We start from the raw sequence: 25553 nt of genomic DNA, 5'->3' as shown, positions 1-25553 counted from the left end.
TTGAATGCATTCAATGTCTTTATCCAGTTTTGAGAGAACAAGCTCTCAACTAAATAGTCTAGTGATGATGGCAAAGAGGTCACACCCGTTCCCATACCGAACACGGAAGTTAAGCTCTTTAGCGCCGATGGTAGTTGGGGGCTTCCCCCTGTGAGAGTAGGACGTTGCTAGGCAACAGAGACCACTGAAAATTCAGTGGTCTTTTTTTATATCCAAAAAGCCCCCAACAAACAAAAGCCGAAGGCTTTAATCGGCGCGTTTAAGAACAAACAAAAGTACAGAAGAAAAAACTCGAGAAGTGGGAGGACCGAGGAAAACAAGGAATCAAGGAGGCCCGAAGCGCAGTGTACTTGGTACATGAGCATCGGACTGATGCAGATGACGCAGTTTTCCGACGCGTCATCGCGCTTCGCAGAAAGCGTCGATGGTAGTTGAGGGGTGCCCCTGTGAGAGTAGGGTGTTTGGTGATTAACATTTGATAATATGTAAAGCTGGTGATTTGACTAATTAAAAAATGAAACAGAAATACTAAATAACTTTAAGTTTTAGCTTGCATATAGAAAAAAATAGTGATATATTAATACATGTCGCTATTACGACATCAAAAACTTATTAAAAATATAAAAAGTTATTGATTTGTTTGTGATAAGCTGGTATAATGAAGTTTGTCGACTCAGTAAATCAAATTTACCTGACTTGATAGAATAATAGAGTTAATTGTTAAAAACAAAAAACTCATTGACATCTTTGTTAATAGGTGTTATGATATATAAGTCGCTGTTGATAGACAGTGATTATGAACCTTGAAAACTGAACAACAAAACGTTAATGAAATACAGTTTCAACTTAACAGTTGAAACAAAATTTTGGACATCATTATGATGCCAGTGTAAATTTAGAGCTTTATCAAATTTTCTTTTATGGAGAGTTTGATCCTGGCTCAGGACGAACGCTGGCGGCGTGCCTAATACATGCAAGTCGAGCGAACAGATAAGGAGCTTGCTCCTTTGACGTTAGCGGCGGACGGGTGAGTAACACGTGGGCAACCTGCCCTATAGTTGGGGATAACTCCGGGAAACCGGGGCTAATACCGAATAATACATTTTATCTCCTGATGAGATGTTGAAAGATGGCATCTAGCTATCGCTATAGGATGGGCCCGCGGCGCATTAGCTAGTTGGTGAGGTAACGGCTCACCAAGGCGACGATGCGTAGCCGACCTGAGAGGGTGATCGGCCACACTGGGACTGAGACACGGCCCAGACTCCTACGGGAGGCAGCAGTAGGGAATCTTCCACAATGGGCGAAAGCCTGATGGAGCAACGCCGCGTGAGTGAAGAAGGTTTTCGGATCGTAAAACTCTGTTGTAAGGGAAGAACAAGTACAGTAGTAACTGGCTGTACCTTGACGGTACCTTATTAGAAAGCCACGGCTAACTACGTGCCAGCAGCCGCGGTAATACGTAGGTGGCAAGCGTTGTCCGGAATTATTGGGCGTAAAGCGCGCGCAGGCGGTCCTTTAAGTCTGATGTGAAAGCCCACGGCTCAACCGTGGAGGGTCATTGGAAACTGGAGGACTTGAGTGCAGAAGAGGAAAGTGGAATTCCAAGTGTAGCGGTGAAATGCGTAGAGATTTGGAGGAACACCAGTGGCGAAGGCGACTTTCTGGTCTGTAACTGACGCTGAGGCGCGAAAGCGTGGGGAGCAAACAGGATTAGATACCCTGGTAGTCCACGCCGTAAACGATGAGTGCTAAGTGTTAGGGGGTTTCCGCCCCTTAGTGCTGCAGCTAACGCATTAAGCACTCCGCCTGGGGAGTACGGTCGCAAGACTGAAACTCAAAGGAATTGACGGGGGCCCGCACAAGCGGTGGAGCATGTGGTTTAATTCGAAGCAACGCGAAGAACCTTACCAGGTCTTGACATCCCATTGACCGCTATGGAGACATAGTTTTCCCTTCGGGGACAGTGGTGACAGGTGGTGCATGGTTGTCGTCAGCTCGTGTCGTGAGATGTTGGGTTAAGTCCCGCAACGAGCGCAACCCTTGTTCTTAGTTGCCATCATTTAGTTGGGCACTCTAAGGAGACTGCCGGTGACAAACCGGAGGAAGGTGGGGATGACGTCAAATCATCATGCCCCTTATGACCTGGGCTACACACGTGCTACAATGGACGGTACAAACGGTTGCCAACCCGCGAGGGGGAGCTAATCCGATAAAACCGTTCTCAGTTCGGATTGTAGGCTGCAACTCGCCTACATGAAGCCGGAATCGCTAGTAATCGCGGATCAGCATGCCGCGGTGAATACGTTCCCGGGCCTTGTACACACCGCCCGTCACACCACGAGAGTTTGTAACACCCGAAGTCGGTGAGGTAACCTTTTGGAGCCAGCCGCCGAAGGTGGGACAGATGATTGGGGTGAAGTCGTAACAAGGTAGCCGTATCGGAAGGTGCGGCTGGATCACCTCCTTTCTAAGGATATATAACGGAATGATTGACCTTGGGTCAATCAACATTAACGTTTTGTGTTCAGTTTTGAAGGTTCAGAGTAATCTTCAAAACTTGTTCTTTGAAAACTGGATAAAACGACATTGAAAGCAACAAAATTCAAGTAATTTATCGTAAAGTTCTTAAGTCTTTTCTTTATAAGAAAAGCAGTAACTAACTTTTTTAGGTTAAGTTATGAAGGGCGCACGGTGGATGCCTTGGCACTAGGAGCCGATGAAGGACGGCACTAACACCGATATGCTTCGGGGAGCTGTAAGTAAGCTTTGATCCGGAGATTTCCGAATGGGGGAACCCACTGTTCGTAATGGAACAGTATCTTGACGTGAATACATAGCGTCATGATGGCATACCCAGGGAACTGAAACATCTAAGTACCTGGAGGAAGAGAAAGAAAATATTCGATTCCCTGAGTAGCGGCGAGCGAAACGGGAATAGCCCAAACCAAGAGGCTTGCCTCTTGGGGTTGTAGGACACTCTATATGGAGTTACAAAGGAATGAATTAGGCGAAGCGACCTGGAAAGGTCTGCCGCAGAGGGTAAAAGCCCCGTAGTCGAAAGTTCATTCTCTCTTGAGTGTATCCTGAGTACGGCGGAACACGTGAAATTCCGTCGGAATCCGGGAGGACCATCTCCCAAGGCTAAATACTCCCTAGTGACCGATAGTGAACCAGTACCGTGAGGGAAAGGTGAAAAGCACCCCGGGAGGGGAGTGAAATAGAACCTGAAACCGTGTGCCTACAAGTAGTTAGAGCCCGTTAATGGGTGATAGCGTGCCTTTTGTAGAATGAACCGGCGAGTTACGATTACGTGCAAGGTTAAGTCGAGAAGATGGAGCCGTAGCGAAAGCGAGTCTGAATAGGGCGGTATTAAGTACGTGGTCGTAGACCCGAAACCAGGTGATCTACCCATGTCCAGGGTGAAGGTGAGGTAACACTCACTGGAGGCCCGAACCCACGCACGTTGAAAAGTGCGGGGATGAGGTGTGGGTAGCGGAGAAATTCCAATCGAACTTGGAGATAGCTGGTTCTCTCCGAAATAGCTTTAGGGCTAGCCTCGTGATTAAGAATACTGGAGGTAGAGCACTGTTTGGACTAGGGGCCCATCTCGGGTTACCGAATTCAGACAAACTCCGAATGCCAGATATTTATACACGGGAGTCAGACTGCGAGTGATAAGATCCGTAGTCAAAAGGGAAACAGCCCAGACCACCAGCTAAGGTCCCAAAGTAATCGTTAAGTGGAAAAGGATGTGGCGTTGCTTAGACAACCAGGATGTTGGCTTAGAAGCAGCCATCATTTAAAGAGTGCGTAATAGCTCACTGGTCGAGTGACGCTGCGCCGAAAATGTATCGGGGCTAAACGATTCACCGAAGCTGTGGATGGACATCTTTGATGTCCGTGGTAGGAGAGCGTTCTAAGGGCGTTGAAGTCAGACCGGAAGGACTGGTGGAGCGCTTAGAAGTGAGAATGCCGGTATGAGTAGCGAAAGATGGGTGAGAATCCCATCCACCGTATGACTAAGGTTTCCTGAGGAAGGCTCGTCCGCTCAGGGTTAGTCGGGACCTAAGTCGAGGCCGATAGGCGTAGACGATGGACAACAGGTTGATATTCCTGTACCACCTCCCCGCCGTTTGAGTAATGGGGGGACGCAGTAGGATAAGGTAAGCGCGCTGTTGGATATGCGCGCCCAAGCAATAAGGCGTGGAAGTAGGCAAATCCGCTTCCTATAACGTTGAGTTGTGATGGGGAGCTCTATTGAGCGAAGTACCTGATTTCACGCTGCCAAGAAAAGCCTCTAGCGAGGCGGGAGGTGCCCGTACCGCAAACCGACACAGGTAGTCGAGGAGAGAATCCTAAGGTGTGCGAGAGAACTCTCGTTAAGGAACTCGGCAAAATGACCCCGTAACTTCGGGAGAAGGGGTGCTCTCGTGAGAGAGCCGCAGTGAATAGGCCCAGGCGACTGTTTAGCAAAAACACAGGTCTCTGCAAAACCGTAAGGTGACGTATAGGGGCTGACGCCTGCCCGGTGCTGGAAGGTTAAGAGGAGGGGTTAGCGTAAGCGAAGCTCTGAATTGAAGCCCCAGTAAACGGCGGCCGTAACTATAACGGTCCTAAGGTAGCGAAATTCCTTGTCGGGTAAGTTCCGACCCGCACGAAAGGCGTAACGATCTGGGCACTGTCTCAACGAGAGACTCGGTGAAATTATAGTACCTGTGAAGATGCAGGTTACCCGCGACAGGACGGAAAGACCCCGTGGAGCTTTACTGTAGCCTGATATTGAATTTTGGCACAACTTGTACAGGATAGGTAGGAGCCAGAGAACTCGGAGCGCCAGCTTCGAGGGAGGCGTCGGTGGGATACTACCCTGGTTGTGTTGAAATTCTAACCCATACCCCTTAGCGGGGTAGGAGACAGTGTCAGGTGGACAGTTTGACTGGGGCGGTCGCCTCCTAAAAGGTAACGGAGGCGCCCAAAGGTTCCCTCAGAATGGTTGGAAATCATTCGTAGAGTGTAAAGGCACAAGGGAGCTTGACTGCGAGACCTACAAGTCGAGCAGGGTCGAAAGACGGGCTTAGTGATCCGGTGGTTCCGCATGGAAGGGCCATCGCTCAACGGATAAAAGCTACCCCGGGGATAACAGGCTTATCTCCCCCAAGAGTCCACATCGACGGGGAGGTTTGGCACCTCGATGTCGGCTCATCGCATCCTGGGGCTGTAGTCGGTCCCAAGGGTTGGGCTGTTCGCCCATTAAAGCGGTACGCGAGCTGGGTTCAGAACGTCGTGAGACAGTTCGGTCCCTATCCGTCGTGGGCGTAGGAAATTTGAGAGGAGCTGTCCTTAGTACGAGAGGACCGGGATGGACACACCGCTGGTGTACCAGTTGTCTTGCCAAAGGCATCGCTGGGTAGCTATGTGTGGACGGGATAAGTGCTGAAAGCATCTAAGCATGAAGCCCCCCTCAAGATGAGATTTCCCATTACGCAAGTAAGTAAGATCCCTCAAAGACGATGAGGTAGATAGGTTCGAGGTGGAAGTGTGGTGACACATGGAGCTGACGAATACTAATCGATCGAGGACTTAACCAAATCTTGAATGCATTCAATGTCTTTATCCAGTTTTGAGAGAACAAGCTCTCAACTAAATAGTCTAGTGATGATGGCAAAGAGGTCACACCCGTTCCCATACCGAACACGGAAGTTAAGCTCTTTAGCGCCGATGGTAGTTGGGGGCTTCCCCCTGTGAGAGTAGGACGTCGCTAGGCAACAGAGACCACTGAAAATTCAGTGGTCTTTTTTATATCCAAAAAGCCCCCAACAAACAAAAGCCGAAGGCTTTAATCGGCGCGTTTAAGAACGATCAAAAATGCAGAAGGAAAAACTCGAGAAGTGGGAGGACCGAGGAAAACAAGGAATCAAGGAGACCCGAAGCGCAGTGTACTTCGTACATGAGCATCGGACCGCCGAAGATGACGCAGTTTTCCGACGTGTCATCGCGCTTCGCAGAAAGCGGCGATGGTAGTTAAGGGGTGCCCCTGTGAGAGTAGGACGTCGCTAGGCAACAGAGACCACTGAAAATTCAGTGGTCTTTTTTATATCCAAAAAGCCCCCAACAAACAAAAGCCGAAGGCTTTAATCGGCGCGTTTAAGAACGATCAAAAATGCAGAAGGAAAAACTCGAGAAGTGGGAGGACCGAGGAAAACAAGGAATCAAGGAGACCCGAAGCGCAGTGTACTTCGTACATGAGCATCGGACCGCCGAAGATGACGCAGTTTTCCGACGTGTCATCGCGCTTCGCAGAAAGCGTCGATGGTAGTTGAGGGGTGCCCCTGTGAGAGTAGGACGTCGCTAGGCAACAGAGATCACTGAAATTCAGTGGTCTTTTTTTATATCCAAAAAGCCCCCAACAAACAAAAGCCGAAGGCTTTAATCGGCGCGTTTAAGAACGATCAAAAATGCAGAAGGAAAAACTCGAGAAGTGGGAGGACCGAGGAAAACAAGGAATCAAGGAGGCCCGAAGCGCAGTGTACTTGGTACATGAGCATCGGACTGACGTAGATGACGCAGTTTTCCGATGTGTCATCGTGCTTCGCAGAGAGCGTCAATGGTAGTTGAGGGGTGCCCCTGTGAGAGTAGGACGTTGCTAGGCAATTAAAGATCACTGAAATTCAGTGGTCTTTTTTTATATCCAAAAAGTCCCCAACATACAAAAGCCGAAGGCTTTAATCGGCAACGATCAAAAATGCAGAAGGAAAAACTCGAGAAGCGGGAGGACCGAGGAAAACAAGGAATCAAGGAAGCCCGAAGCGCAGGTGTGACTCGTTACATGAGCAATTAAATGAGCTTTACATAAGGCGTAAAATTGTACACATTCGCTGGATTTGATATGATTATAAAAGTTTTAAAAAAGGAATTTCATATTCTTATTGAAGGGAATAGAAGATTTTTTAGATAGGGGTAAAAGAATATGATTGATTCAATTCGTTGGATATATACGAATATGATTGATCCAAAGTTGACCGATATAGTAAGTGCTTTAGTATTGATAGTAATTGGATGGTTGCTGCAACATTATTTATTAAAATATATGATTCAAAAAATAGTTCGATTTTTTGAGAAAAAGTCGAAATTAATGACTGCTAGAATTATCGAGCATTTTAGTAGAGAGATTCGACATGCGATTTTTACGTTAATCGTCTTTTTTTCATTGTCCATTATTATGGAAAGTTCTTTATTTTCCAGTCTTTCTATGCGCAACTTATTGTATTCATTAATGGTGTTTTATTTCTTTAAAGGAGTTTATGATGTTTTAGCGTATTATGCAAATCATCCCGAGTCCTTTCATCTTGATGTAAGTAAATCCACAAAATTAACACCTTTTACATTACGTATAGTGAATGCTTTTATTGCAATTATAGCGATCGTATTAATCGCTTCATTATGGAATTTTAATTTGAATGGATTTTTAACAGGAATAGGGCTTACCAGTGTTGCTTTAGCTTTTGGTGTGCGTGATACATCCTCCCATATTTTTGGAGGATTGTCGATGACGCTGGATAAGCCTTTTCAAGTAGGAGATTATATTTCAACAGAAGATAGTAAAATTGAAGGTGTTATTCAAGATATCAACCTTCGATCTACATTAATTGCAACAGCAGATAAAGGGATTGTTTACGTCCCAAATGCTTATTTAATGAATAAACCGATTTATAATTTAACAAAGCGTGAGAAACGGAAAATTCAAACCTATTATTATTTATCGACGAAACATACAGAAGAGGAAATTAGGAACATTTGTAATGAGGTGAACAAGCAAATTATTTTACATCCCCAAACATCAAAGGATGATTTAATACTTGTTTATATTGATGAGTTCCATGCAGATTATTATCGAATGTTAGTTAGTTATTATATTCCTTCTAATGATATACATGAAAGATACGAAGTACAGCAGGATATTTTATTTGTAATTAAACAGGTGATGGATGATGCCGCCATTATCCTAGTTGACCAAGATTCGATTAAAATAAACGATTCCGAACGAGATTTAATTTCAAATTAAAAAAGGAAGTAAAAACATTGTGAACTGAACCCTATAAAGTAGACAGTTTAATTAAAAGGGAGTTCGCCACCTATTTTAAGCGACGATTAGATGGCTTCGGTATGCTACCGGAGTCATCTTCTTTAATGTCCATTGTTTTCTTGCAGTATTGTAGTAATCCATATAATTTTCTACTATGTATTTCAAATCTTTTAAGCTCTCAGCTTCTTTGTAATCAACTTCATCTTTAAAGTGCCCGAAGAATGATTCCATCGGTGCGTTATCGAGGCAGTTTCCTCGTCGTGACATGGATTGAAGGAGACCCATTTCTTTCACACGCTGTTGGAAATCAGGGTGTGTATAATGAAAGCCTTGATCGGAATGTATCATCGCCTCTGGATGTAGGTTATCATTTATAAATTCTTCTAACTTTTTTAATGTACGGCTGACAATATCCATCTTTAGACTCGTAGATAATTCATATGCCACAATCTCTCTTGTAGCTACATCTTTAACACATGATAAATAGGCAGTTTGTCCACTTCCATATTGTAGATAGGTGATATCAGTTAAGAATACTTTACCAGGCTCATCTTGTTTAAACTGGCGATTTAAATGATTAGGTACTTGGCGATGCACTTCAGTTGCCTTCGCTAATGTACGATAAGGATTGGCACGTCTCACTTTTGAATACAAATTGAATTTGCTCATTAAACGTAATATCTTCTTGTGATTCATTGGGGTTACTAGTAATTCTGTTAAAGTCATATAAAATCCACGATAACCTATTTTTCCATTTGAGGCTTCATAAATATCCTTCAATAATAAATAATCTTGATAGTCTGCTTCATCACGTAGTACTTGCTTTCCATTGTTCTGAAGCCATTTATAATAGCCACTTGGACTAACATTCGCTATTTTACAAAGATAACGAGTCATATTTTTTAATTGATACAGACGAATCGTTTCATTAATTGCCTGATATTTCTCGCTTGGCTTTAGATTCGTTTCTTCTTCGCCTGCCTTTCCATTTCTTCGAGCTTTTTTAGGAGCGTAAGCTCCGCCTCTAATAATCGAATACGCGCTTCTGCTTTTTCTAATTTCTTTTCAGCTGACAAGTGTTCAGCCTTTGGCCGACCAGAACTTGCTTTTCCTCGTCGTTCCTCTAAAAATCCTGATTCTCCAAGTGTTTGATAGGTTTTACGCCAGCGTGCAAGGGAACTTTGAGCTTTCTTTAGACCAATAATTTCTAAATCAAACCCAGCTTCATTGAAGATCTGAGCTGGTCCTTTTCCTAATTGATTTTCCTTAACCGCTTTTATTTTAAATTCGGCTGTATATTGGATGGCGCGATCTGATACTGATGCAACATTTTGGTTTGTTTCTAATAGTCTACGTTGATGTTCATTAAAAATTATCTTACTCATAAAAATTCTCCCGTTCATAAATAGTATGTTAAGTATAACGGGGTAGTTCATTGAAGAAAATAGAAAAACCCCGAATAGGTCCACTTTTTTTAAAGTGTCCACTATTCGGGGTTCAGTTCATTGCTGTTTTTACTTCCTTTTTCTTTATATGCTTAGTCATCATATCGGTCGTCGTCATCATCGTCATCGTAACGATCATCTAAATCGTCGTCATAGCGGTCATCTAAATCATCATAATAATCATCATATCGGTTGTCGTCGTAAACATTGTTATTTTGTTTTGGAGCTTTTGTCGATGCATTTACATTTGAGTTTTTCGCAGAATTTGTTGTGTTTGTATTTGTGTTTGTGTTTGTTTGAGTGTTTTGAATAGTATCGTCATAATCAAGTCTTTCTTTTGTTTTCTTTAATAATTCACCGGAAAATGCATCAAGTTTTAAATCATATTCTGCATCATCTGTAATCACTTCAACTTCGTAATAGCTTCTTGTAACACCTGTTTCGAATTCGATATCACGGATTGTTCCTTTCACTTCGGCTAAAGCCTTTTTCTCAACTTCACTTGTTGTTAATTTTTCAGCGTTGGCAGAACCGGTAATGTTTCCTCCTGTTACAGCAATAATGCCACCAATGCCCATAACCCCTAGTAATACAGGTACTAAAATCACTTTTTTCATGTCATATCTCTCCTCACTGATTTTGATACCTTTATATTACTGGAGGAAAATGATAAGAAAGGGAGAATAAGATTAGAAATTGATTAGAAAATAAGAAAGAATGTCTAATCTTCGTCATCACTTTCATCGCCTGAGTCGTCATCGTCGTCATCATCTAAATCATCGTCACGTTGAGTTACGGAAAGTATTTTTCCGGAGACAGCGTGTATTTGAAATGTTTCTTCTTCATTATTCCCGTCGATTTCTACTAAATAATAACCTCCATCGTTTGATTCTTCATAGGCAATATATTCTACCGTACCGTTTAATTGGGAGAGGGCAATTTGTTTTGCTTCATCACTCGTAATCACTACAGAAGTATCGGATTGGGCATTTTGCTCTTTTACATTTTCTGAAATAATAGCGCCAGTTATAGCGTTAACAACTAGAGTTTTTAATCGCTCTTGTTCTGTTACTTCAACAATATATTGAGGATTTTCGTCATTATTTTGGAACGTAATGGATTGAATCGTTCCGTTATTTTGGGAATTTAAAAGGGTACGTATCTCTTCTTTTGTTTTTACCGTCTTGTTTAAATTAGACTCTGTTTTATTCAAACTTAAAATATTTCCAGTTTCCGCATCGATTTGTAACTCATATGTTTCATTGTTTTTTTCAAAGGCCATATAAAAAATATCGTCTTTTTCATCAAAAGACTCTACAGAACCACCGTATAAAGTTTCAATTTTTTTAGTAGCTTCATCGACAGTTAGTTCATCTGGACTGGAAAAGCGATCTTGAATAATCCACACGACAAATACGGTAACGGCTAACATTAATACAACTAAAGAAATCATCCATTTCGTATAATTTGTCATCGGTTATCCTCCTCGCTTAAATCGTTTTGTATAGGGATAAGTAATGTAAAGGAAGAACCTACTCCTAATTCGCTTTCGACTTTTATTTCAATCTGTAGACGTTCGGATAATTCCTTTGCAATGGCTAAACCAAGTCCTGTACCACCAGTTTTACGATTTCGATCTTTATTTACTCGATAAAATCGATCAAATAGATGGGGAAGTTGATCCTTTGGAATACCTTCTCCAAAATCTTGAATTGTAATGGAAATAGAATGCCCAAGTTTTGCTGATGTTACGATGATTTTATCATCACTATATTTTCTTGCATTATCCAATAATATATATAAAAGCTGCTTTAGCTTCTGTTCATCAGTATAAGCATAAAGCCGTGATTCTCTTTTCAACTCAAAGGGTCTATTATAGGCATGCTGCATTTGGGATAAAGTATTTTCAAGCAATTGGGCAATATCTACTTTATGGATAGTAAGGGAAGTACGCTCTTTATTTTTAGCTAATTCAAGCATCTGTACAATCAAATCATTCATGCGCGATGATTCGTTAACGATAGCTTCCAATGCCTCTGTTGCAACCTTTTCGTTTGTAAATCCACGTCGTAGTAAAAGCTTCGCATAACTTTCAATGACAGTAAGGGGAGTTTTAAGTTCATGGGAAGCGTTAGATACAAATTGTTCTTGCTTACGATAGTTTGTTTCAAGTGCCTCCATCATGCCATTAAACGTTCGACCAATTTCTGCAAGTTCATCTTTTCCTACATCCACCTTGTCGATTTTTTCATAAGTTTTAGAAGTGGCATTTTTCTTCATTGTTTCACTTAAACGTTCTAATGGTTTTAAAATAATTCGACTAAGCCCCATATTGGATAATAGAAGGGGGATGGCTACAAGAGCTGTTACGGCAATTAAAATAAGCTTTAAAAGATTTAAGTTTTTGGCAACATCATCTAACCGTTGTATGAGCTGAAGGGTTACAATGCTGCCATCATTCCAAATAGCTGGAGTTTCCAGCATAATAATAGGAAGTCCATCTATTTCACTCATGGCATAATCCTCGTTTTTACCTACTTCGAATTGAATAGGTTCAAAGGAAAGGGCTTCAACCGAGAAAATTTCATTCCCCGTTTCATTTAACACATGAACTGCTCCATTGGTTGGCATATATGCCCGTAACACAATACTCGGATCTGTCACATCGGATAAATTATTAAAGGCAGTCAGAAGCTCCTCACTATCGGATTTTAGTTGTTTATATTCCGTATTAATCGCTAGTTGCTCATAAAGTAAATAAACACCACTGTTCATGACGATCAATAAAACTAACATGAGTAAAGTTGTATATAGATGAATTTTCGTTCTAAGTTTCATGAGGAGACTCCTTTAAAACGTATCCAACACCACGTACCGTCTGGATAATAGGAGTTGGATTAGAAGAATCCAGTTTTTGTCGTACGTATCGAATATAAACATCTACTACATTTGTATCACCGTAATAATCAAATCCCCATACAGCCTCTAAAATTTGCTCCCTTGTTAAAACTTGTTTTGGATGTTTCAGTAAAAATAACAATAAGTCGTATTCCCTTGGTGTTAAATCAATCGTTTTTTCAAAATAAACAACTTCCCGAGTTTGTTCGTGGATCGATAAGTGGCCATAGTTTAAAAGGTGTTCGTCTTTCTTCTCAGCTACTATTTCCTCCCTTTGTTTAGAGAAACGTATCGTATTTCGAATACGTGCTAACAATTCATCGATTTCAAACGGTTTTGTTACATAATCGTTTGCTCCTAGGTCTAAACCTTTTACCTTATCTTCCACTTCGCTTTTAGCAGTTAATAAAATGACAGGGGTTGTTTGTTCGGTTGCACGAATTCTTTTTAACACATCTAAACCATGCATCTCTGGCAACATTAAATCTAATAATACTAAATCAAACTGTCCTTCCCGGTACTTAATAAGCCCAGATGTACCTGTATGTGCCACGTCCGTTTCATAACCTTCAAATTCTAGTTCCAGTTGTAGGACGCGAGCAATGTTTTCTTCATCTTCAATGATTAAAATTTTATGCTTCATCTAATCAACTCACTTTTTCGCTTACTTATATAATTGATAATACAGAACTTTAATTAGAAATTAATGAGAAAACTTTCTGATTTTAAAAATTTTTAAGGATGGAACAAAAATGGGTAAATTATATATAAATTTACGTAACCTTATTAGATTGTCCTTTAAAAAATGAAATGTTTGTTAAAATAAATAGAACAATGAACAGTTGAAAGGAATTATGTATGAGTAAAAAACAAATATGGTTTGAAGTAAATGAAAATGAAACAATCGAACAATGTCTTGAACGAATGAAAAAAGAAGGCTATATGCCAATGGGGCGTAAGGAAGAACCGGTTTTTCATATAGTCGATGGGGAACCTACGTATTTGCGGCAAAAAATTAAATTTAAAGGAATTTTAATGAGTGATTGAAAAATAATTCGACCAAAACACGAACATTATTGTTTTCTGAAAATTTATCGTTCGCATTTTTTCGTTGATTTTCTGTTTATACCTTGTTAAAATGGGGTTAGGAAATAAACATCTTACCTTACAAATGTGAGTTGTTTAACCTTTGGTATTTATTTTACACCAAAGTGAAATGGATTATTAAATAAGACCTCCCACATATATGCTAGAGAATATGGCTCTAGTGTCTCTACCCGGCACCGTAAATGTCGGACTATGCGGGAAAGCAAACTTTTGGCATTTAGAAAGGTGTGGGTACAGATCATGTTCGCTACATTTTCTTTCAAATTGATGTCCTCAAGTATTCTGCTTTCTTTGCATTAGAGAGAAAGTGGATTATTTGAGGACTTTTTTATCGTTTTATAAAAAAAGATTGAAAGAATATAAGTATCATATTTGAAGTTACATAAAGCGAAAGATTGAAGGAGAGAAATAGATGAATCCAAAAATCGGTGTCATTATGGGAAGTTCCAGTGACTGGGAAACGATGAAACATGCATGTGAAATTCTTGATGAATTACAAGTGCCCTACGAAAAACAAGTAGTTTCGGCACATCGTACGCCAGACCTTATGTTTGAATATGCAGAGAAAGCTCGAGCAAGAGGTATTCAAGTCATTATTGCAGGAGCAGGTGGTGCAGCACACTTACCAGGAATGGTTGCAGCTAAAACAACATTACCTGTCATCGGTGTACCAGTTCAGTCAAGAGCATTAAATGGATTGGATTCATTACTATCGATTGTACAAATGCCTGGTGGAGTTCCCGTGGCAACGGTAGCAATTGGGAAAGCGGGAGCTACAAACGCAGGTTTACTGGCCGCTCAAATTTTATCGATTACCGATTGTGAATTAGCCAATAAGCTGGAGGAACGTAGAGAATCCATTAAACAGCAGGTATTGGAAAGTACAGGTGATCTAATATGACAAAAATTATTTACCCCGGTCAAACGATTGGAATTATTGGTGGCGGTCAATTAGGTCGAATGATGGCACTTTCGGCAAAAGAAGCTGGCTATAAAATTGCTGTACTGGAACCATCGTTTGATTCTCCTTGTGGTCAAATTGCCGATGTACGAATTGTAGCACCCTATGATGACGAAGCGGCGTTAGAAGAATTAGCTGAAGTCAGCGATGTCATTACTTATGAATTTGAAAATATAGACTATGAAGGTTTAAAGAGATTAACAGAAATCGCTTATGTACCTCAAGGAGCTGAATTAGTCCGCATTACGCAAAATCGCATTACAGAGAAAAAGGCGATTGTAGAAGCGGGTTGTCCAGTAGCTCCATATATTGTAGCAAATGAGTATGAAGAGTTATTACAGCAAATCGACAAAATTGGCTACCCATGTATTGTGAAAACGGCACGTGGTGGATATGATGGTAAAGGTCAACAACAATTAAATTCAAAAGCGGACTTACCATTAGCTGAAAAGTTATTTGAGCATTCCCCGTGCGTAGCGGAAAGCTTTGTCCCTTTTGAAAAAGAGGTATCTGTCATTGTCCAACGTAACGGTTACGGGGAGAACTATTGCCTTCCTGTAGGAGAAAACATTCACGTGCATCACATTTTACATGAAACGATTGTACCTGCACGGATTTCTAATGAAACATCTGACAAAGCCATAGAAGCAGCGAAGAAAATTGCAGATCATTTACAGCTTGTTGGAACATTAGCCGTTGAAATGTTCGTCTTAGAAAATGGTGACGTTGTTATTAATGAATTAGCACCTAGACCACATAACTCGGGCCACTATTCCATTGAAGCTTGTAACATTTCTCAATTTGGACAACATATTCGTGCCGTTTGCGGATGGCCTCTTCGCAAACCGAAACTTATGTCGCCTGCAATTATGGTGAATGTCTTAGGTCAACATGTTGTGCCGTTAAGTAATTCCATTTCAAAACATTCTGATTGGTCAATCCATCTTTATGGGAAAACTGAAGCAAAAGTGAATCGTAAAATGGGACATGTGACAATACTGACCGATAAAATTGACGAAACACTTTATCAAATCGAGAATTCTGGCATTTGGTCGGAATAAAAGGAGAAGAAACAATGATTGAACGTTATACTCGCCCCGAAATGGGCGCAATTTGGACAGAAGAAAATAAATTCAAAGCTTGGTTAGAAGTTGAAATTTTAGCATGTGAGGCTTGGGCTGAACTTGGTGAAATTCCAAAGGAAGACGTAGCATTACTTCGCCAAAATGCTTCCTTTGACATTAACCGTATTTATGAAATTGAACAAGAAACACGCCACGATGTAGTAGCCTTTACTCGTGCCGTTTCGGAAACGTTAGGTGAAGAACGGAAATGGGTTCACTACGGTTTAACATCAACAGACGTAGTAGATACAGCACTTTCATATTTAATTAAACAAGCGAATGCCATTTTACGTAAAGATATTAACAACTTCATTGACATTTTAACTGAAAAAGCAAAAGAACATAAATATACAGTCATGATGGGGCGTACCCACGGTGTTCATGCAGAACCAACTACATTTGGGCTAAAACTTGCTTTATGGCGTGAAGAAATGAAACGTAACTTAGAACGTTTTGAAGCAGCTGCTAAAGTTATTGAAACGGGTAAAATTTCAGGTGCTGTTGGTACGTATGCAAACATTGATTCTTTTGTTGAACAATATGTTTGTGAAAAATTAGGTTTAGCTGCTGCACCAATTTCAACTCAAACATTACAACGTGACCGCCATGCACAATATTTCTCAACGTTAGCTTTAATTGCTACTTCTATTGAGAAATTTGCTACGGAAATCCGCGGTCTACAAAAATCAGAGACGCGTGAAGTTGAAGAAGCTTTTGCAAAAGGACAAAAAGGGTCTTCAGCAATGCCGCATAAACGTAACCCAATCGGTTCCGAAAATATGACAGGGATAGCTCGTTTAATCCGTGGATATATGTTAACAGCTTATGAAAATGTCTCTTTATGGCATGAGCGCGATATTTCCCATTCATCTGCAGAACGTGTCATCCTACCAGATGCGACGATCGGCTTAAATTACATGTTAAATCGTTTCGGAAATATCGTGAAAAACTTAACGGTTTTCCCTGAAAACATGAAACGTAATATGGACCGTACTTTCGGTTTAATTTACTCACAACGTATTCTACTTGCTTTAATTGATAAAGGGTTAGTACGTGAAGAGGCATATGACACAGTACAACCATTAACTGCTCGTGCTTGGGACGAACAAATTCAGTTCCGTCCATTAGTAGAAGCAAACGAGAAAATTTCTTCACTTTTAACTAAAGAAGAAATTGATGATTGCTTCGACTATAACTACCACATTAAAAATGTTGATATGATTTTTGAACGTCTTGGATTAAATTAATTTATTTTTCTACTTGAGAAATTGAATCAATGACATTCCCTCTCGCTAAAGATTAGGGAGAGGGACATGTCAAAATAATTGGAGGCACGGGTCATGAATAAAGGTCAGCTTTTGTATGAAGGAAAGGCAAAACGTTTATATCAAACTGAACAAGAAGACATCTTGTTCGTTGAATATAAAAACAGTGCTACTGCATTTAACGGTGAAAAAAAAGCAGAGATAGATGGGAAAGGGATACTAAATAACCGCATTACCACATTAATTTTCGAAAGATTAAAAGAATATGGAATTGACTCTCATTTTATCGAACGTATTTCAGACAATGAACAACTAGTACGTAAAGTGGACATTATTCCAATTGAAGTAGTCGTTCGTAATATTGCTGCCGGTAGTTTGGCAAAAAGACTTGGTGTAGAAGAAGGAACTCCTTTAAAACGGACAATCGTAGAATTTTACTATAAAGACGATGCCCTTGGTGATCCGATTATTAATAACGACCATATTGATATTTTAGGGATTGCTACAAAAGAGGAAGTAGCAACGTTATACGAGCTAGGTTTGAAGGTTAATAGTATTCTTCAACCAATCTTTGAAGATGTAGGGGTTATTTTAGTAGACTTTAAGCTTGAATTTGGCCGTGACAAAGAAGGCAATGTTTTACTGGCAGATGAAATTTCACCAGATACTTGCCGGTTATGGGATGCCGAAACAAAACAAAAGCTAGATAAAGACGTATTCCGTCGTGACTTAGGTAGTTTAATAGAAGTATATGAAATTATTCTTTCTAGACTTGGAGGCAAATAGAGATGACGAAAGTTAAAATTTACATTACATTACGCGAAAGTGTACTAGATCCACAAGGTTCAGCAGTCCAAGGCTCATTAGCAAAAATGGGATATAACGAAGTGCAAGACGTACGTATCGGCAAATATTTAGAAGTTGTAATTGATGATACTGAACGTGACCTTGATACTCTTGTCAAAGAAATGTGTGAAAAGCTGCTTGCAAACACAGTGATTGAAGATTACCGCTATGAAGTCGAGGAGGCTAACTAATCATGAAATTCGCAGTACTCGTTTTTCCTGGGTCAAACTGTGACATCGATATGTACCATGCCATTAAGGATGAGCTTGGTGAAGAGGTGGAATATGTTTGGCATGATGCTACAGATTTAAGCGAATTTGATGGCATTTTAGTTCCAGGTGGTTTCTCCTACGGGGATTACTTACGTTGTGGCGCAATGGCGAACCAATCTAACGTAATGGCAGAAGTAAAAAGATGCGCAGAAGCAGGAAAACCAGTTCTAGGTGTATGTAATGGATTTCAAATTTTAACGGAAGCCGGTTTACTTCCAGGTGCTTTACTTCGAAATAAAAATTTAAAATTTATGTGCCGAACAATTCAATTAAAAGTAGAAAACAACAATACATTATTTACGAGTCAATATGAAGCAGGAGAAGTGATTAATATACCGATTGCCCACGGAGAAGGTAACTACTTCTGTGATGAAGAAACATTAGCTCAATTAAAGGCGAATAATCAAATTGTCTTTACTTATGCGGGAGAAAATCCAAACGGTAGTATAGAAGATATTGCGGGAATTGTAAATGAGCGCGGAAACGTACTTGGTATGATGCCTCACCCAGAACGTGCTGTCGATGCATTACTTGGCAGTAACGACGGTCTAAAACTATTTAAATCTATTGTCAAACAGTGGAGGGAATCACATGTCAGCTAGTTTCGAACCTAACCAAGAGCAAATTAAAGAGCAAAAGCTATATGCCACAATGGGTATGTCAGATGAAGAATATGACATGGTATGCAACATTTTAGGTCGCCTTCCAAACTGGACTGAAACTGGATTGTTTTCAGTTATGTGGTCTGAACACTGTTCGTATAAAAACTCAAAACCGGTATTACGCAAGTTCCCGACAAAAGGTCCGCAAGTATTACAAGGGCCTGGTGAAGGGGCAGGGATTGTTGATATTGGCGATGAACAAGCGGTCGTTTTTAAAATGGAATCCCACAACCATCCTTCTGCTATTGAACCATATCAAGGGGCTGCAACTGGTGTAGGGGGTATCATCCGTGACGTATTCTCCATGGGTGCTCGTCCAATTGCTATGTTAAATTCATTACGCTTTGGGGAATTACAATCAGAGCGAGGCAAATATTTATTTGAAGAAGTCGTTGCAGGAATAGCTGGGTACGGTAACTGTATCGGTATTCCAACAGTAGGTGGGGAAATTCAATTTGATCCTTGCTATGAAGGTAACCCATTAGTCAATGCCATGTGTGTCGGTTTAATTGACCATAAAGATATTCAACGAGGTATTGCTGCTGGAGTAGGAAATACCGTGATGTATGTAGGGGCGAAAACAGGTCGAGATGGTATTCATGGTGCAACATTCGCTTCCGAAGAACTGTCAGAAGCTTCTGAAGAAAAACGCCCTGCAGTTCAAGTAGGAGATCCATTTATGGAAAAACTTCTTCTTGAAGCGTGTTTAGAAGTGGTTAAATCCGATGCACTAGTCGGAATTCAAGATATGGGAGCAGCCGGTCTAACTTCATCTTCAGCGGAAATGGCTTCAAAGGCGGGTTCAGGAGTTGAAATGAACTTAGATTTAGTTCCTCAGCGTGAAACAGGGATGACTGCTTATGAAATGATGTTATCAGAATCTCAAGAACGTATGTTAATTGTCGTAAAAAAGGGACGAGAAGATGAAATTAAAGCAATTTTCGATAAATATGGTTTAGATGCTGTTGCCATCGGTCGTGTTACAGACGATAAAATGCTTCGTTTACTTCATAAAGGGGAAGTCGTTGCAGAAGTTCCTGCCGATGCATTGGCAGAGGATGCACCGGTTTATTATAAACCGTCTAAAGAACCGGCATACTTTGCTGAATTCCAAGCAATCGAAAATAGTGAACCAGAAGTAGCAGATTTTAAAGAAACATTAAAATCATTATTAAAAGCACCAACTATTGCTTCGAAAGAATGGGTTTATGATCAATACGATTACCAAGTACGTACAAACACTGTCGTAGCACCTGGTTCAGATGCAGCAGTATTGCGAGTACGTGGTACAAATAAAGGTCTTGCGATGACGACAGATTGTAATTCCCGCTACATTTATTTAGATCCGGAAACGGGTGGGAAAATTGCCGTTGCAGAAGCGGCTCGTAACATCGTTGCATCAGGTGGTAAACCGCTTGCGATTACAGACTGTTTAAACTTCGGTAACCCAGAAAAACCTGAGATTTTCTGGCAAATTGAAAAATCAGCTGATGGTATTGCAGCGGCATGTGAAGTATTGAATTCACCAGTAATTGGCGGAAACGTTTCTTTATATAATGAACGTTCAGGTGAAGCCGTTTATCCGACACCAACAATCGGTATGGTTGGTTTAGTAGAAGATTTGGCCCACGTTACGACACAACAAGTGAAGGAAGCTGGAGATGTCATTTACGTAGTAGGCGAAACAACTACAGAGTTTGGCGGATCAGAATTGCAAAAGCTTGTTTATGGAAAAATCTTCGGGAAAGCGCCACAGATTGATTTACATGTGGAAGCAAATCGCCAAGAAGCAATTTTATCAGCTATTCGAGAAGGGCTTGTACAATCTGCCCATGACGTTTCTGAAGGTGGTTTAGCGGTTGCTTTAGTGGAAAAAACATTTGCTTCTAACAAACTAGGTGTCTATGTAACGCTAGAAGGTTCTGCAGTAACTGCTTTATTTAGCGAATCCCAATCTCGCTTTGTTGTAACAGTGAAAGAAGATAAGGCAGCAGCCTTTGAATCAATGATTCCTGATGCAAAGAAAATCGGTATTGTAACGGACGATGGAAAAATAACGATTAATGGTGATACGGGTATTCTTGTAGAAGGTGCAGTGGAGGAATTCCGTTCTGCTTGGAAAGGAGCAATCCCATGCTTGGTGAAATCAGAGGCTTAAATGAAGAGTGCGGCGTATTTGGTATTTGGGGACATCCGGAATCAGCCCAATTAAGCTATTATGGTCTTCATGCTCTTCAACACCGTGGTCAAGAAGGAGCTGGTATCGTTGTAACTGACGGTCAGCAACTTCGGGCGGTAAAAGGTGAAGGACTTGTAAACGATGTATTTAACGAAGAAAAACTAAAAAGTGCAAAAGGAAATGCGGCTATTAGTCATGTTCGTTATACGACGGCTGGTGGTGGCGGAATTGAAAACGTTCAACCTTTATTATTCCGCTCTTCTACAGGTACATTAGCGATAGCTCATAACGGGAATTTAGTAAATGCCAATCATTTAAAACAACATTTAGAACGATCCGGAAGCATTTTTCATTCCACTTCTGATACAGAAGTAGTTGTCCATTTAATTAAGAAAAGTAAAAAACCTGGTTTCCGTGCGCAAGTAAAAGAAGCCCTGTCCTTATTAAAGGGTGCCTTTTCGTTCTTAATCATTACGAAGGATAGTATGATGGTTGCCCGTGATTGCAATGGCTTACGTCCTTTGTCCCTTGGAAAATTAGGAGATGCGTATGTAGTCGCTTCAGAAACTTGCGCCTTTGACTTAATTGGGGCGGAGTATATTCGGGAAGTGGAGCCAGGGGAACTTTTAATCATTTCCGATAAAGGAATTGAAGAAGATCGTTTTGTTGAAGCTGAAAAACGGGCAATGTGTGCGATGGAATATGTATACTTCGCACGTCCAGATTCTAACATAGATCAAATTAATATCCATATGGCTCGTAAACGGATGGGAAAACAACTGGCGAAAGAATGTTTTGGAATTGAAGCAGACGTCGTAACGGGTGTACCAGATTCGTCTATTTCAGCAGCAATCGGCTTTGCTGAAGAAAGCGGTATTCCTTATGAACTAGGGTTAATTAAAAATCGCTATACCGGCCGTACGTTTATTCAACCGACTCAGGAGCTCCGTGAGCGCGGAGTGAAAATGAAGCTTTCTCCAGTCGTTCAAGTAGTAAAGGGAAAACGGGTCATTATGGTGGATGATTCCATCGTTCGTGGTACAACTTCCCGTCGTATTGTCAACATGTTAAAAGAAGCAGGTGCAACTGAAGTGCATGTTGTCATTTCATCACCACCGATGAAAAACCCTTGTTTCTATGGTATAGATACGTCTACAAGTGAAGAGTTAATTGCTTCAAGTAAAAATGTCGAAGAAATACGGGATGCCATTGGTGCAGATTCCTTAACATTCCTTTCTGTAGAAGGACTTGTGGAAGCTACATCCAGACCTTTTGATGATCCAAATCGTGGACTTTGCATGGCTTGCTTTACCGGTGAATATCCAACCGAAATTTTCCCAGATACAGTTTTACCCCATGAAAAGGAACTACAACATAGTTAAGGAGGATTTAACTCATGTCTAAAGCATATGAACAAGCAGGCGTTAATATAGAAGCTGGTTACGAAGCGGTCAAACGTATGAAGTCACACGTTGAACGCACAAATCGTTTAGGTGTAATGGGTACGTTTGGAGGCTTCGGAGGCATGTTTGACTTGTCCTCCCTAAACTTAAAAGAACCGGTTTTAATTTCAGGAACTGATGGTGTTGGGACAAAATTAAAACTTGCATTTATGGTCGATAAACACGATACGATTGGTGTAGACTGTGTAGCGATGTGTGTAAATGATATTGTAGCACAAGGTGCAGAACCCCTTTATTTCTTAGATTATGTTGCGGTTGGAAAGGCAGATCCGAAGAAAATTGAACAAATCGTAAAGGGTGTTGCTGACGGTTGTGTACAAGCTGGTAGCGCCTTAATAGGTGGAGAAACGGCCGAAATGCCGGGGCTTTACGATGAAGATGAGTATGATTTAGCAGGCTTTGCAGTAGGTGCAGTAGAAAAGGCGAAGGTTGTAACGGGTGAAAACATTGTAGAAGGTGACGTGTTAATCGGTCTTGCTTCAAGTGGTGTTCATTCAAATGGATACTCATTAGTTCGCAAAATCCTATTTGAGGATAATGGATACGAGGTACATGAAGTCGTAAAAGGATACGAAGAGCTAGGACCAATCGGTGGGGCCCTTCTTGTACCAACGAAAATTTACGCAAAACCTGTGCTAGACATGTTAAAACGAGTAAATGTTCATGGAATGGCCCACGTTACTGGTGGAGGTTTTTATGAAAACTTACCTCGTATGATGCCAGAAGGTTTAGCAACGGAGATTAATTTAGGCTCTTGGCCAATTCTTCCTATTTTTGAATTTTTAAAGGATAAAGGAGCTTTAGCTGATAAAGATTTATATAACGTCTTTAATATGGGGATAGGTTACGTGCTTTCAGTACCTGCCGAAGAAGCTCAAAAGGTAATAGCGATTGCTGAAGAACATGGGGAAAAGGCTTATCAAATTGGTCGTGTTGTAAAAGGTGAAGGCGTCCACTTTAACGGCGAGCATGATGGGAGTTTAATATAATGACGACGAAAATTGCGGTGTTTGCCTCAGGAAGTGGGAGCAATTTCCAAGCGATTCAAGAGGCGATTCTCCGAGGGGAATTAAATGCTCAAATAAAGCTTGTTGTAACGGATAAGCCTGACGCATTTGTCTTAGAAAGGGCACAAAACTTTCAAATCCCTACCTTTGCATTTCAAGCAAAAAACTATGAATCAAAGGCTCATTATGAACGAGAGATTATAAAACAACTTCGAGATAAAGAGGTAGAATGGATTGTCCTTGCGGGTTATATGCGTATAATTGGCCAAACATTACTAGCTGCCTTTCCAAAAAGGATTGTCAATATTCACCCGTCTTTATTACCATCCTTTCCAGGTAAAGATGCCATTGGACAGGCAATGGAGCATGGCGTCAAAATTACCGGTGTAACGGTTCACTTTGTTGATGAAGGAATGGATACAGGCCCGATTCTTAGTCAAGCTGCCGTAGAAGTAGTTGAAGGGGATCGAGAAGCAACAGAAAAACGAATCCATGAGCTGGAACATGAGTTATATACGAACACTTTAAAAAAGCTATTTGAAAATTAATTTTGAATAAGAGGGTACCACCTTGTTGGATTCCCGATTATTTTACATATTTGTTATAAAAATTGGAGGTCTTTTTCGTGACGAAACGTGCACTTATAAGTGTTTCTAATAAAGATGGTATTCTAGAATTTGCAAAGGAATTAGTAGCATTAGATTATGAAATTTTATCAACAGGCGGTACGAAAAAAATGTTACAAGAAAATGGTGTTCCTGTAACAGCGGTTGATGAAGTTACAAAGTTCCCAGAAATTCTAGATGGTCGTGTAAAAACATTAAACCCAATGATTCATGGTGGACTTTTAGGAAAGTTTGACGATCCTTCCCACCAAGCCCAAATGAACGAACATGGGATTGAACCAATTGAAATTGTTTGCGTTAATCTTTATCCCTTCGTTGAGACAATTTCAAAGCCCGATGTAACATGGGATGATGCGATTGAAAATATCGATATCGGCGGTCCAACAATGTTACGTTCTGCTGCAAAAAACCATCAATATGTAACGGTTATTGTCGATTCCAATGATTATCCGAAAGTTCTGGAACAATTAAAAAATCAAGGGTCGACAACGATTGAAACACGCCGTGAACTAGCTGCAAAAGTATTCCGTCATACAGCGGCCTACGATTCTTACATATCGAACTACTTAACGGAAGAATTATTCCCAGAAAACTTAACCATTACTTATGAATTAAAACAAACGTTACGTTATGGAGAAAACCCACATCAAAAAGCGGCATTTTACCAAAAACGTCTAGGATCTGATTTCTCATTAGCATATGCTACTCAATTACATGGAAAAGAATTATCTTATAATAACATTCAAGATGGAAATGCAGCGCTTCAAATCGTGAAGGAATTCGATATTCCAGCAGCGGTAGCCGTTAAGCATATGAATCCATGTGGTGTAGGAACAGGTACAACAATTGAAGAAGCCTTTGATAAAGCGTACGAGGCAGATCCAACTTCAATTTTTGGAGGAATTATTGCTTTAAATCGCGAAGTAGATGAAGCAACCGCTGAAAAACTAAGCGGTATTTTCTTAGAAATCATTATTGCTCCTTCGTTTACGGAAAAGGCATTAGAAATTTTAACGAAAAAGAAAAACATCCGTTTAATGGCAATCAACTTCGCTCAAGAGAAGCAAGATCCATTTAAAGTAGTTTCCGTAGAAGGTGGCTTATTAGTTCAAGAAGATGATGCCTATGGATTAAATGATGCAAATATCCAAGTTGTAACTGATCGTAAACCGACGGAACAAGAATGGGAAGCATTAAAACTTGGTTGGTCCGTTGTAAAACACGTGAAATCGAATGCGATCGTTGTAACGGACGCACAAATGACTTTAGGTGTTGGAGCGGGGCAAATGAATCGTGTTGGTTCTGCTAAAATTGCATTAGAACAAGCTGGTAATAAAGCGAAGGGAGCTGCATTAGCTTCAGATGCTTTCTTCCCAATGAGTGATACAGTAGAGGCAGCAGCGGCAGCTGGTATTACAGCGATTATTCAACCAGGCGGCTCCATCAAAGACCAAGATTCAATCGATAAAGCGAATGAGTATGGTATCGCGATGGTATTTACAGGTATTCGTCATTTTAAACATTAATTATGAATACAGTATGAAATGGCAAAACGCTCGTCATGAGGCGAGCGTTTCCTTTGGAGGATACATTGGACATCGAGTAAATAAGG

Annotated in this window: 18 protein-coding genes, 4 rRNA genes and 1 riboswitch; of the genes, 17 read left to right on the top strand and 5 right to left on the bottom strand. The window is 40.7% G+C overall.

All coding sequences use genetic code 11. From position 1 onward, the window contains the following. Positions 1-57: 57 nt before the first annotated feature. The 5 genes from rrf (MHH69_RS16060) (at position 58) to MHH69_RS16040 (ending at position 8065) form a co-directional block, all read left to right on the top strand. Positions 58-173 (top strand): 5S ribosomal RNA (gene rrf / locus MHH69_RS16060). Positions 174-917: 744 nt separating this feature from the next. Next, positions 918-2470 (top strand): 16S ribosomal RNA (locus tag MHH69_RS16055). Positions 2471-2671: 201 nt separating this feature from the next. Then, a 23S ribosomal RNA gene (locus tag MHH69_RS16050) occupies positions 2672-5591 on the top strand. Between the two features lie 60 nt (positions 5592-5651). Further along, positions 5652-5767, top strand: a 5S ribosomal RNA gene (rrf, locus tag MHH69_RS16045). The 16S, 23S and 5S rRNA genes sit together here, the layout of an rRNA operon. A gap of 1203 nt (positions 5768-6970) precedes the next feature. Beyond that, on the top strand, positions 6971-8065 hold the full coding sequence (locus MHH69_RS16040) for a mechanosensitive ion channel family protein (protein WP_341362744.1): 1095 nt from the start codon (positions 6971-6973) through the stop codon (positions 8063-8065). A gap of 75 nt (positions 8066-8140) precedes the next feature. Here MHH69_RS16040 and MHH69_RS16035 read toward each other — a convergent pair. From MHH69_RS16035 to MHH69_RS16015, 5 genes are all read right to left on the bottom strand, one after another. Next, positions 8141-9471 (bottom strand): IS3 family transposase gene (locus MHH69_RS16035; protein WP_341361552.1). Its coding sequence is split into 2 segments (ribosomal slippage): positions 8141-9093 and positions 9093-9471, totalling 1332 coding nucleotides; the frame shifts between segments, so codons are not numbered across the junction. 152 nt (positions 9472-9623) lie between these two features. Continuing rightward, positions 9624-10148, bottom strand: coding sequence for a PepSY domain-containing protein (locus tag MHH69_RS16030; RefSeq protein ID WP_341362743.1), 525 nt, complete (start codon positions 10146-10148; stop codon positions 9624-9626). A 104-nt stretch (positions 10149-10252) separates the two neighbouring features. After that, on the bottom strand, positions 10253-11005 hold the full coding sequence (locus tag MHH69_RS16025; RefSeq protein ID WP_122972565.1) for a PepSY domain-containing protein: 753 nt from the start codon (positions 11003-11005) through the stop codon (positions 10253-10255). Beyond that, on the bottom strand, positions 11002-12369 hold the full coding sequence (locus MHH69_RS16020) for a sensor histidine kinase (RefSeq protein ID WP_122972566.1): 1368 nt from the start codon (positions 12367-12369) through the stop codon (positions 11002-11004). The genes MHH69_RS16025 and MHH69_RS16020 overlap by 4 nt, the downstream gene beginning before the upstream one ends. Then, complete coding sequence (locus MHH69_RS16015) at positions 12359-13072, bottom strand: response regulator transcription factor (RefSeq protein ID WP_341362742.1); 714 nt, start codon at positions 13070-13072, stop codon at positions 12359-12361. The genes MHH69_RS16020 and MHH69_RS16015 overlap by 11 nt, the downstream gene beginning before the upstream one ends. 215 nt (positions 13073-13287) lie before the next feature. Between MHH69_RS16015 and MHH69_RS16010 the strand changes: the two genes are divergently transcribed. From MHH69_RS16010 to purH, 12 genes are all read left to right on the top strand, one after another. Beyond that, a complete protein-coding gene (locus tag MHH69_RS16010) occupies positions 13288-13476 on the top strand; it encodes an NETI motif-containing protein (protein ID WP_191708069.1) in 189 nt (62 codons plus the stop codon). Between the two features lie 173 nt (positions 13477-13649). After that, a riboswitch (purine riboswitch) is annotated at positions 13650-13749 on the top strand. 199 nt (positions 13750-13948) lie between these two features. Beyond that, positions 13949-14437, top strand: a complete 489-nt coding sequence (purE, locus tag MHH69_RS16005; RefSeq protein ID WP_191708068.1) for a 5-(carboxyamino)imidazole ribonucleotide mutase — start codon at positions 13949-13951, stop codon at positions 14435-14437. Continuing rightward, complete coding sequence (purK, locus tag MHH69_RS16000) at positions 14434-15558, top strand: 5-(carboxyamino)imidazole ribonucleotide synthase (RefSeq protein WP_341362741.1); 1125 nt, start codon at positions 14434-14436, stop codon at positions 15556-15558. Before purE ends, purK begins: the two co-directional genes overlap by 4 nt. A gap of 14 nt (positions 15559-15572) precedes the next feature. Beyond that, on the top strand, positions 15573-16868 hold the full coding sequence (purB, locus tag MHH69_RS15995) for an adenylosuccinate lyase (protein ID WP_341362740.1): 1296 nt from the start codon (positions 15573-15575) through the stop codon (positions 16866-16868). A gap of 93 nt (positions 16869-16961) precedes the next feature. Beyond that, complete coding sequence (gene purC / locus MHH69_RS15990; RefSeq protein WP_341362739.1) at positions 16962-17672, top strand: phosphoribosylaminoimidazolesuccinocarboxamide synthase; 711 nt, start codon at positions 16962-16964, stop codon at positions 17670-17672. A gap of 2 nt (positions 17673-17674) precedes the next feature. Next, positions 17675-17923 carry a phosphoribosylformylglycinamidine synthase subunit PurS gene (purS, locus tag MHH69_RS15985; protein WP_341362738.1) on the top strand — a complete coding sequence of 83 codons (249 nt, stop codon included), beginning with the start codon at positions 17675-17677 and terminating at the stop codon, positions 17921-17923. A 2-nt stretch (positions 17924-17925) separates the two neighbouring features. Continuing rightward, positions 17926-18606 carry a phosphoribosylformylglycinamidine synthase subunit PurQ gene (gene purQ / locus MHH69_RS15980; RefSeq protein ID WP_341362737.1) on the top strand — a complete coding sequence of 227 codons (681 nt, stop codon included), beginning with the start codon at positions 17926-17928 and terminating at the stop codon, positions 18604-18606. Continuing rightward, on the top strand, positions 18596-20824 hold the full coding sequence (gene purL / locus MHH69_RS15975; RefSeq protein WP_341362736.1) for a phosphoribosylformylglycinamidine synthase subunit PurL: 2229 nt from the start codon (positions 18596-18598) through the stop codon (positions 20822-20824). Before purQ ends, purL begins: the two co-directional genes overlap by 11 nt. Continuing rightward, positions 20800-22227 carry an amidophosphoribosyltransferase gene (purF, locus tag MHH69_RS15970; protein WP_122972576.1) on the top strand — a complete coding sequence of 476 codons (1428 nt, stop codon included), beginning with the start codon at positions 20800-20802 and terminating at the stop codon, positions 22225-22227. Before purL ends, purF begins: the two co-directional genes overlap by 25 nt. A gap of 14 nt (positions 22228-22241) precedes the next feature. Then, positions 22242-23297 carry a phosphoribosylformylglycinamidine cyclo-ligase gene (gene purM / locus MHH69_RS15965; RefSeq protein WP_122972577.1) on the top strand — a complete coding sequence of 352 codons (1056 nt, stop codon included), beginning with the start codon at positions 22242-22244 and terminating at the stop codon, positions 23295-23297. Further along, positions 23297-23863: a phosphoribosylglycinamide formyltransferase gene (purN, locus tag MHH69_RS15960; protein WP_341362735.1), complete on the top strand. Its 567-nt coding sequence runs from the start codon at positions 23297-23299 to the stop codon at positions 23861-23863. The genes purM and purN overlap by 1 nt, the downstream gene beginning before the upstream one ends. A gap of 77 nt (positions 23864-23940) precedes the next feature. Then, complete coding sequence (purH, locus tag MHH69_RS15955) at positions 23941-25467, top strand: bifunctional phosphoribosylaminoimidazolecarboxamide formyltransferase/IMP cyclohydrolase (RefSeq protein WP_341362734.1); 1527 nt, start codon at positions 23941-23943, stop codon at positions 25465-25467. Positions 25468-25553 lie beyond the last annotated feature (86 nt).

The sequence above is a fragment of the Ureibacillus sp. FSL E2-3493 genome (assembly GCF_038077515.1).
Taxonomy (GTDB): domain Bacteria; phylum Bacillota; class Bacilli; order Bacillales_A; family Planococcaceae; genus Ureibacillus; species Ureibacillus halotolerans.
The sequence above is the reverse complement of the archived record's forward strand: the minus strand, read 5'-3'. Positions and strand labels throughout refer to the sequence as shown.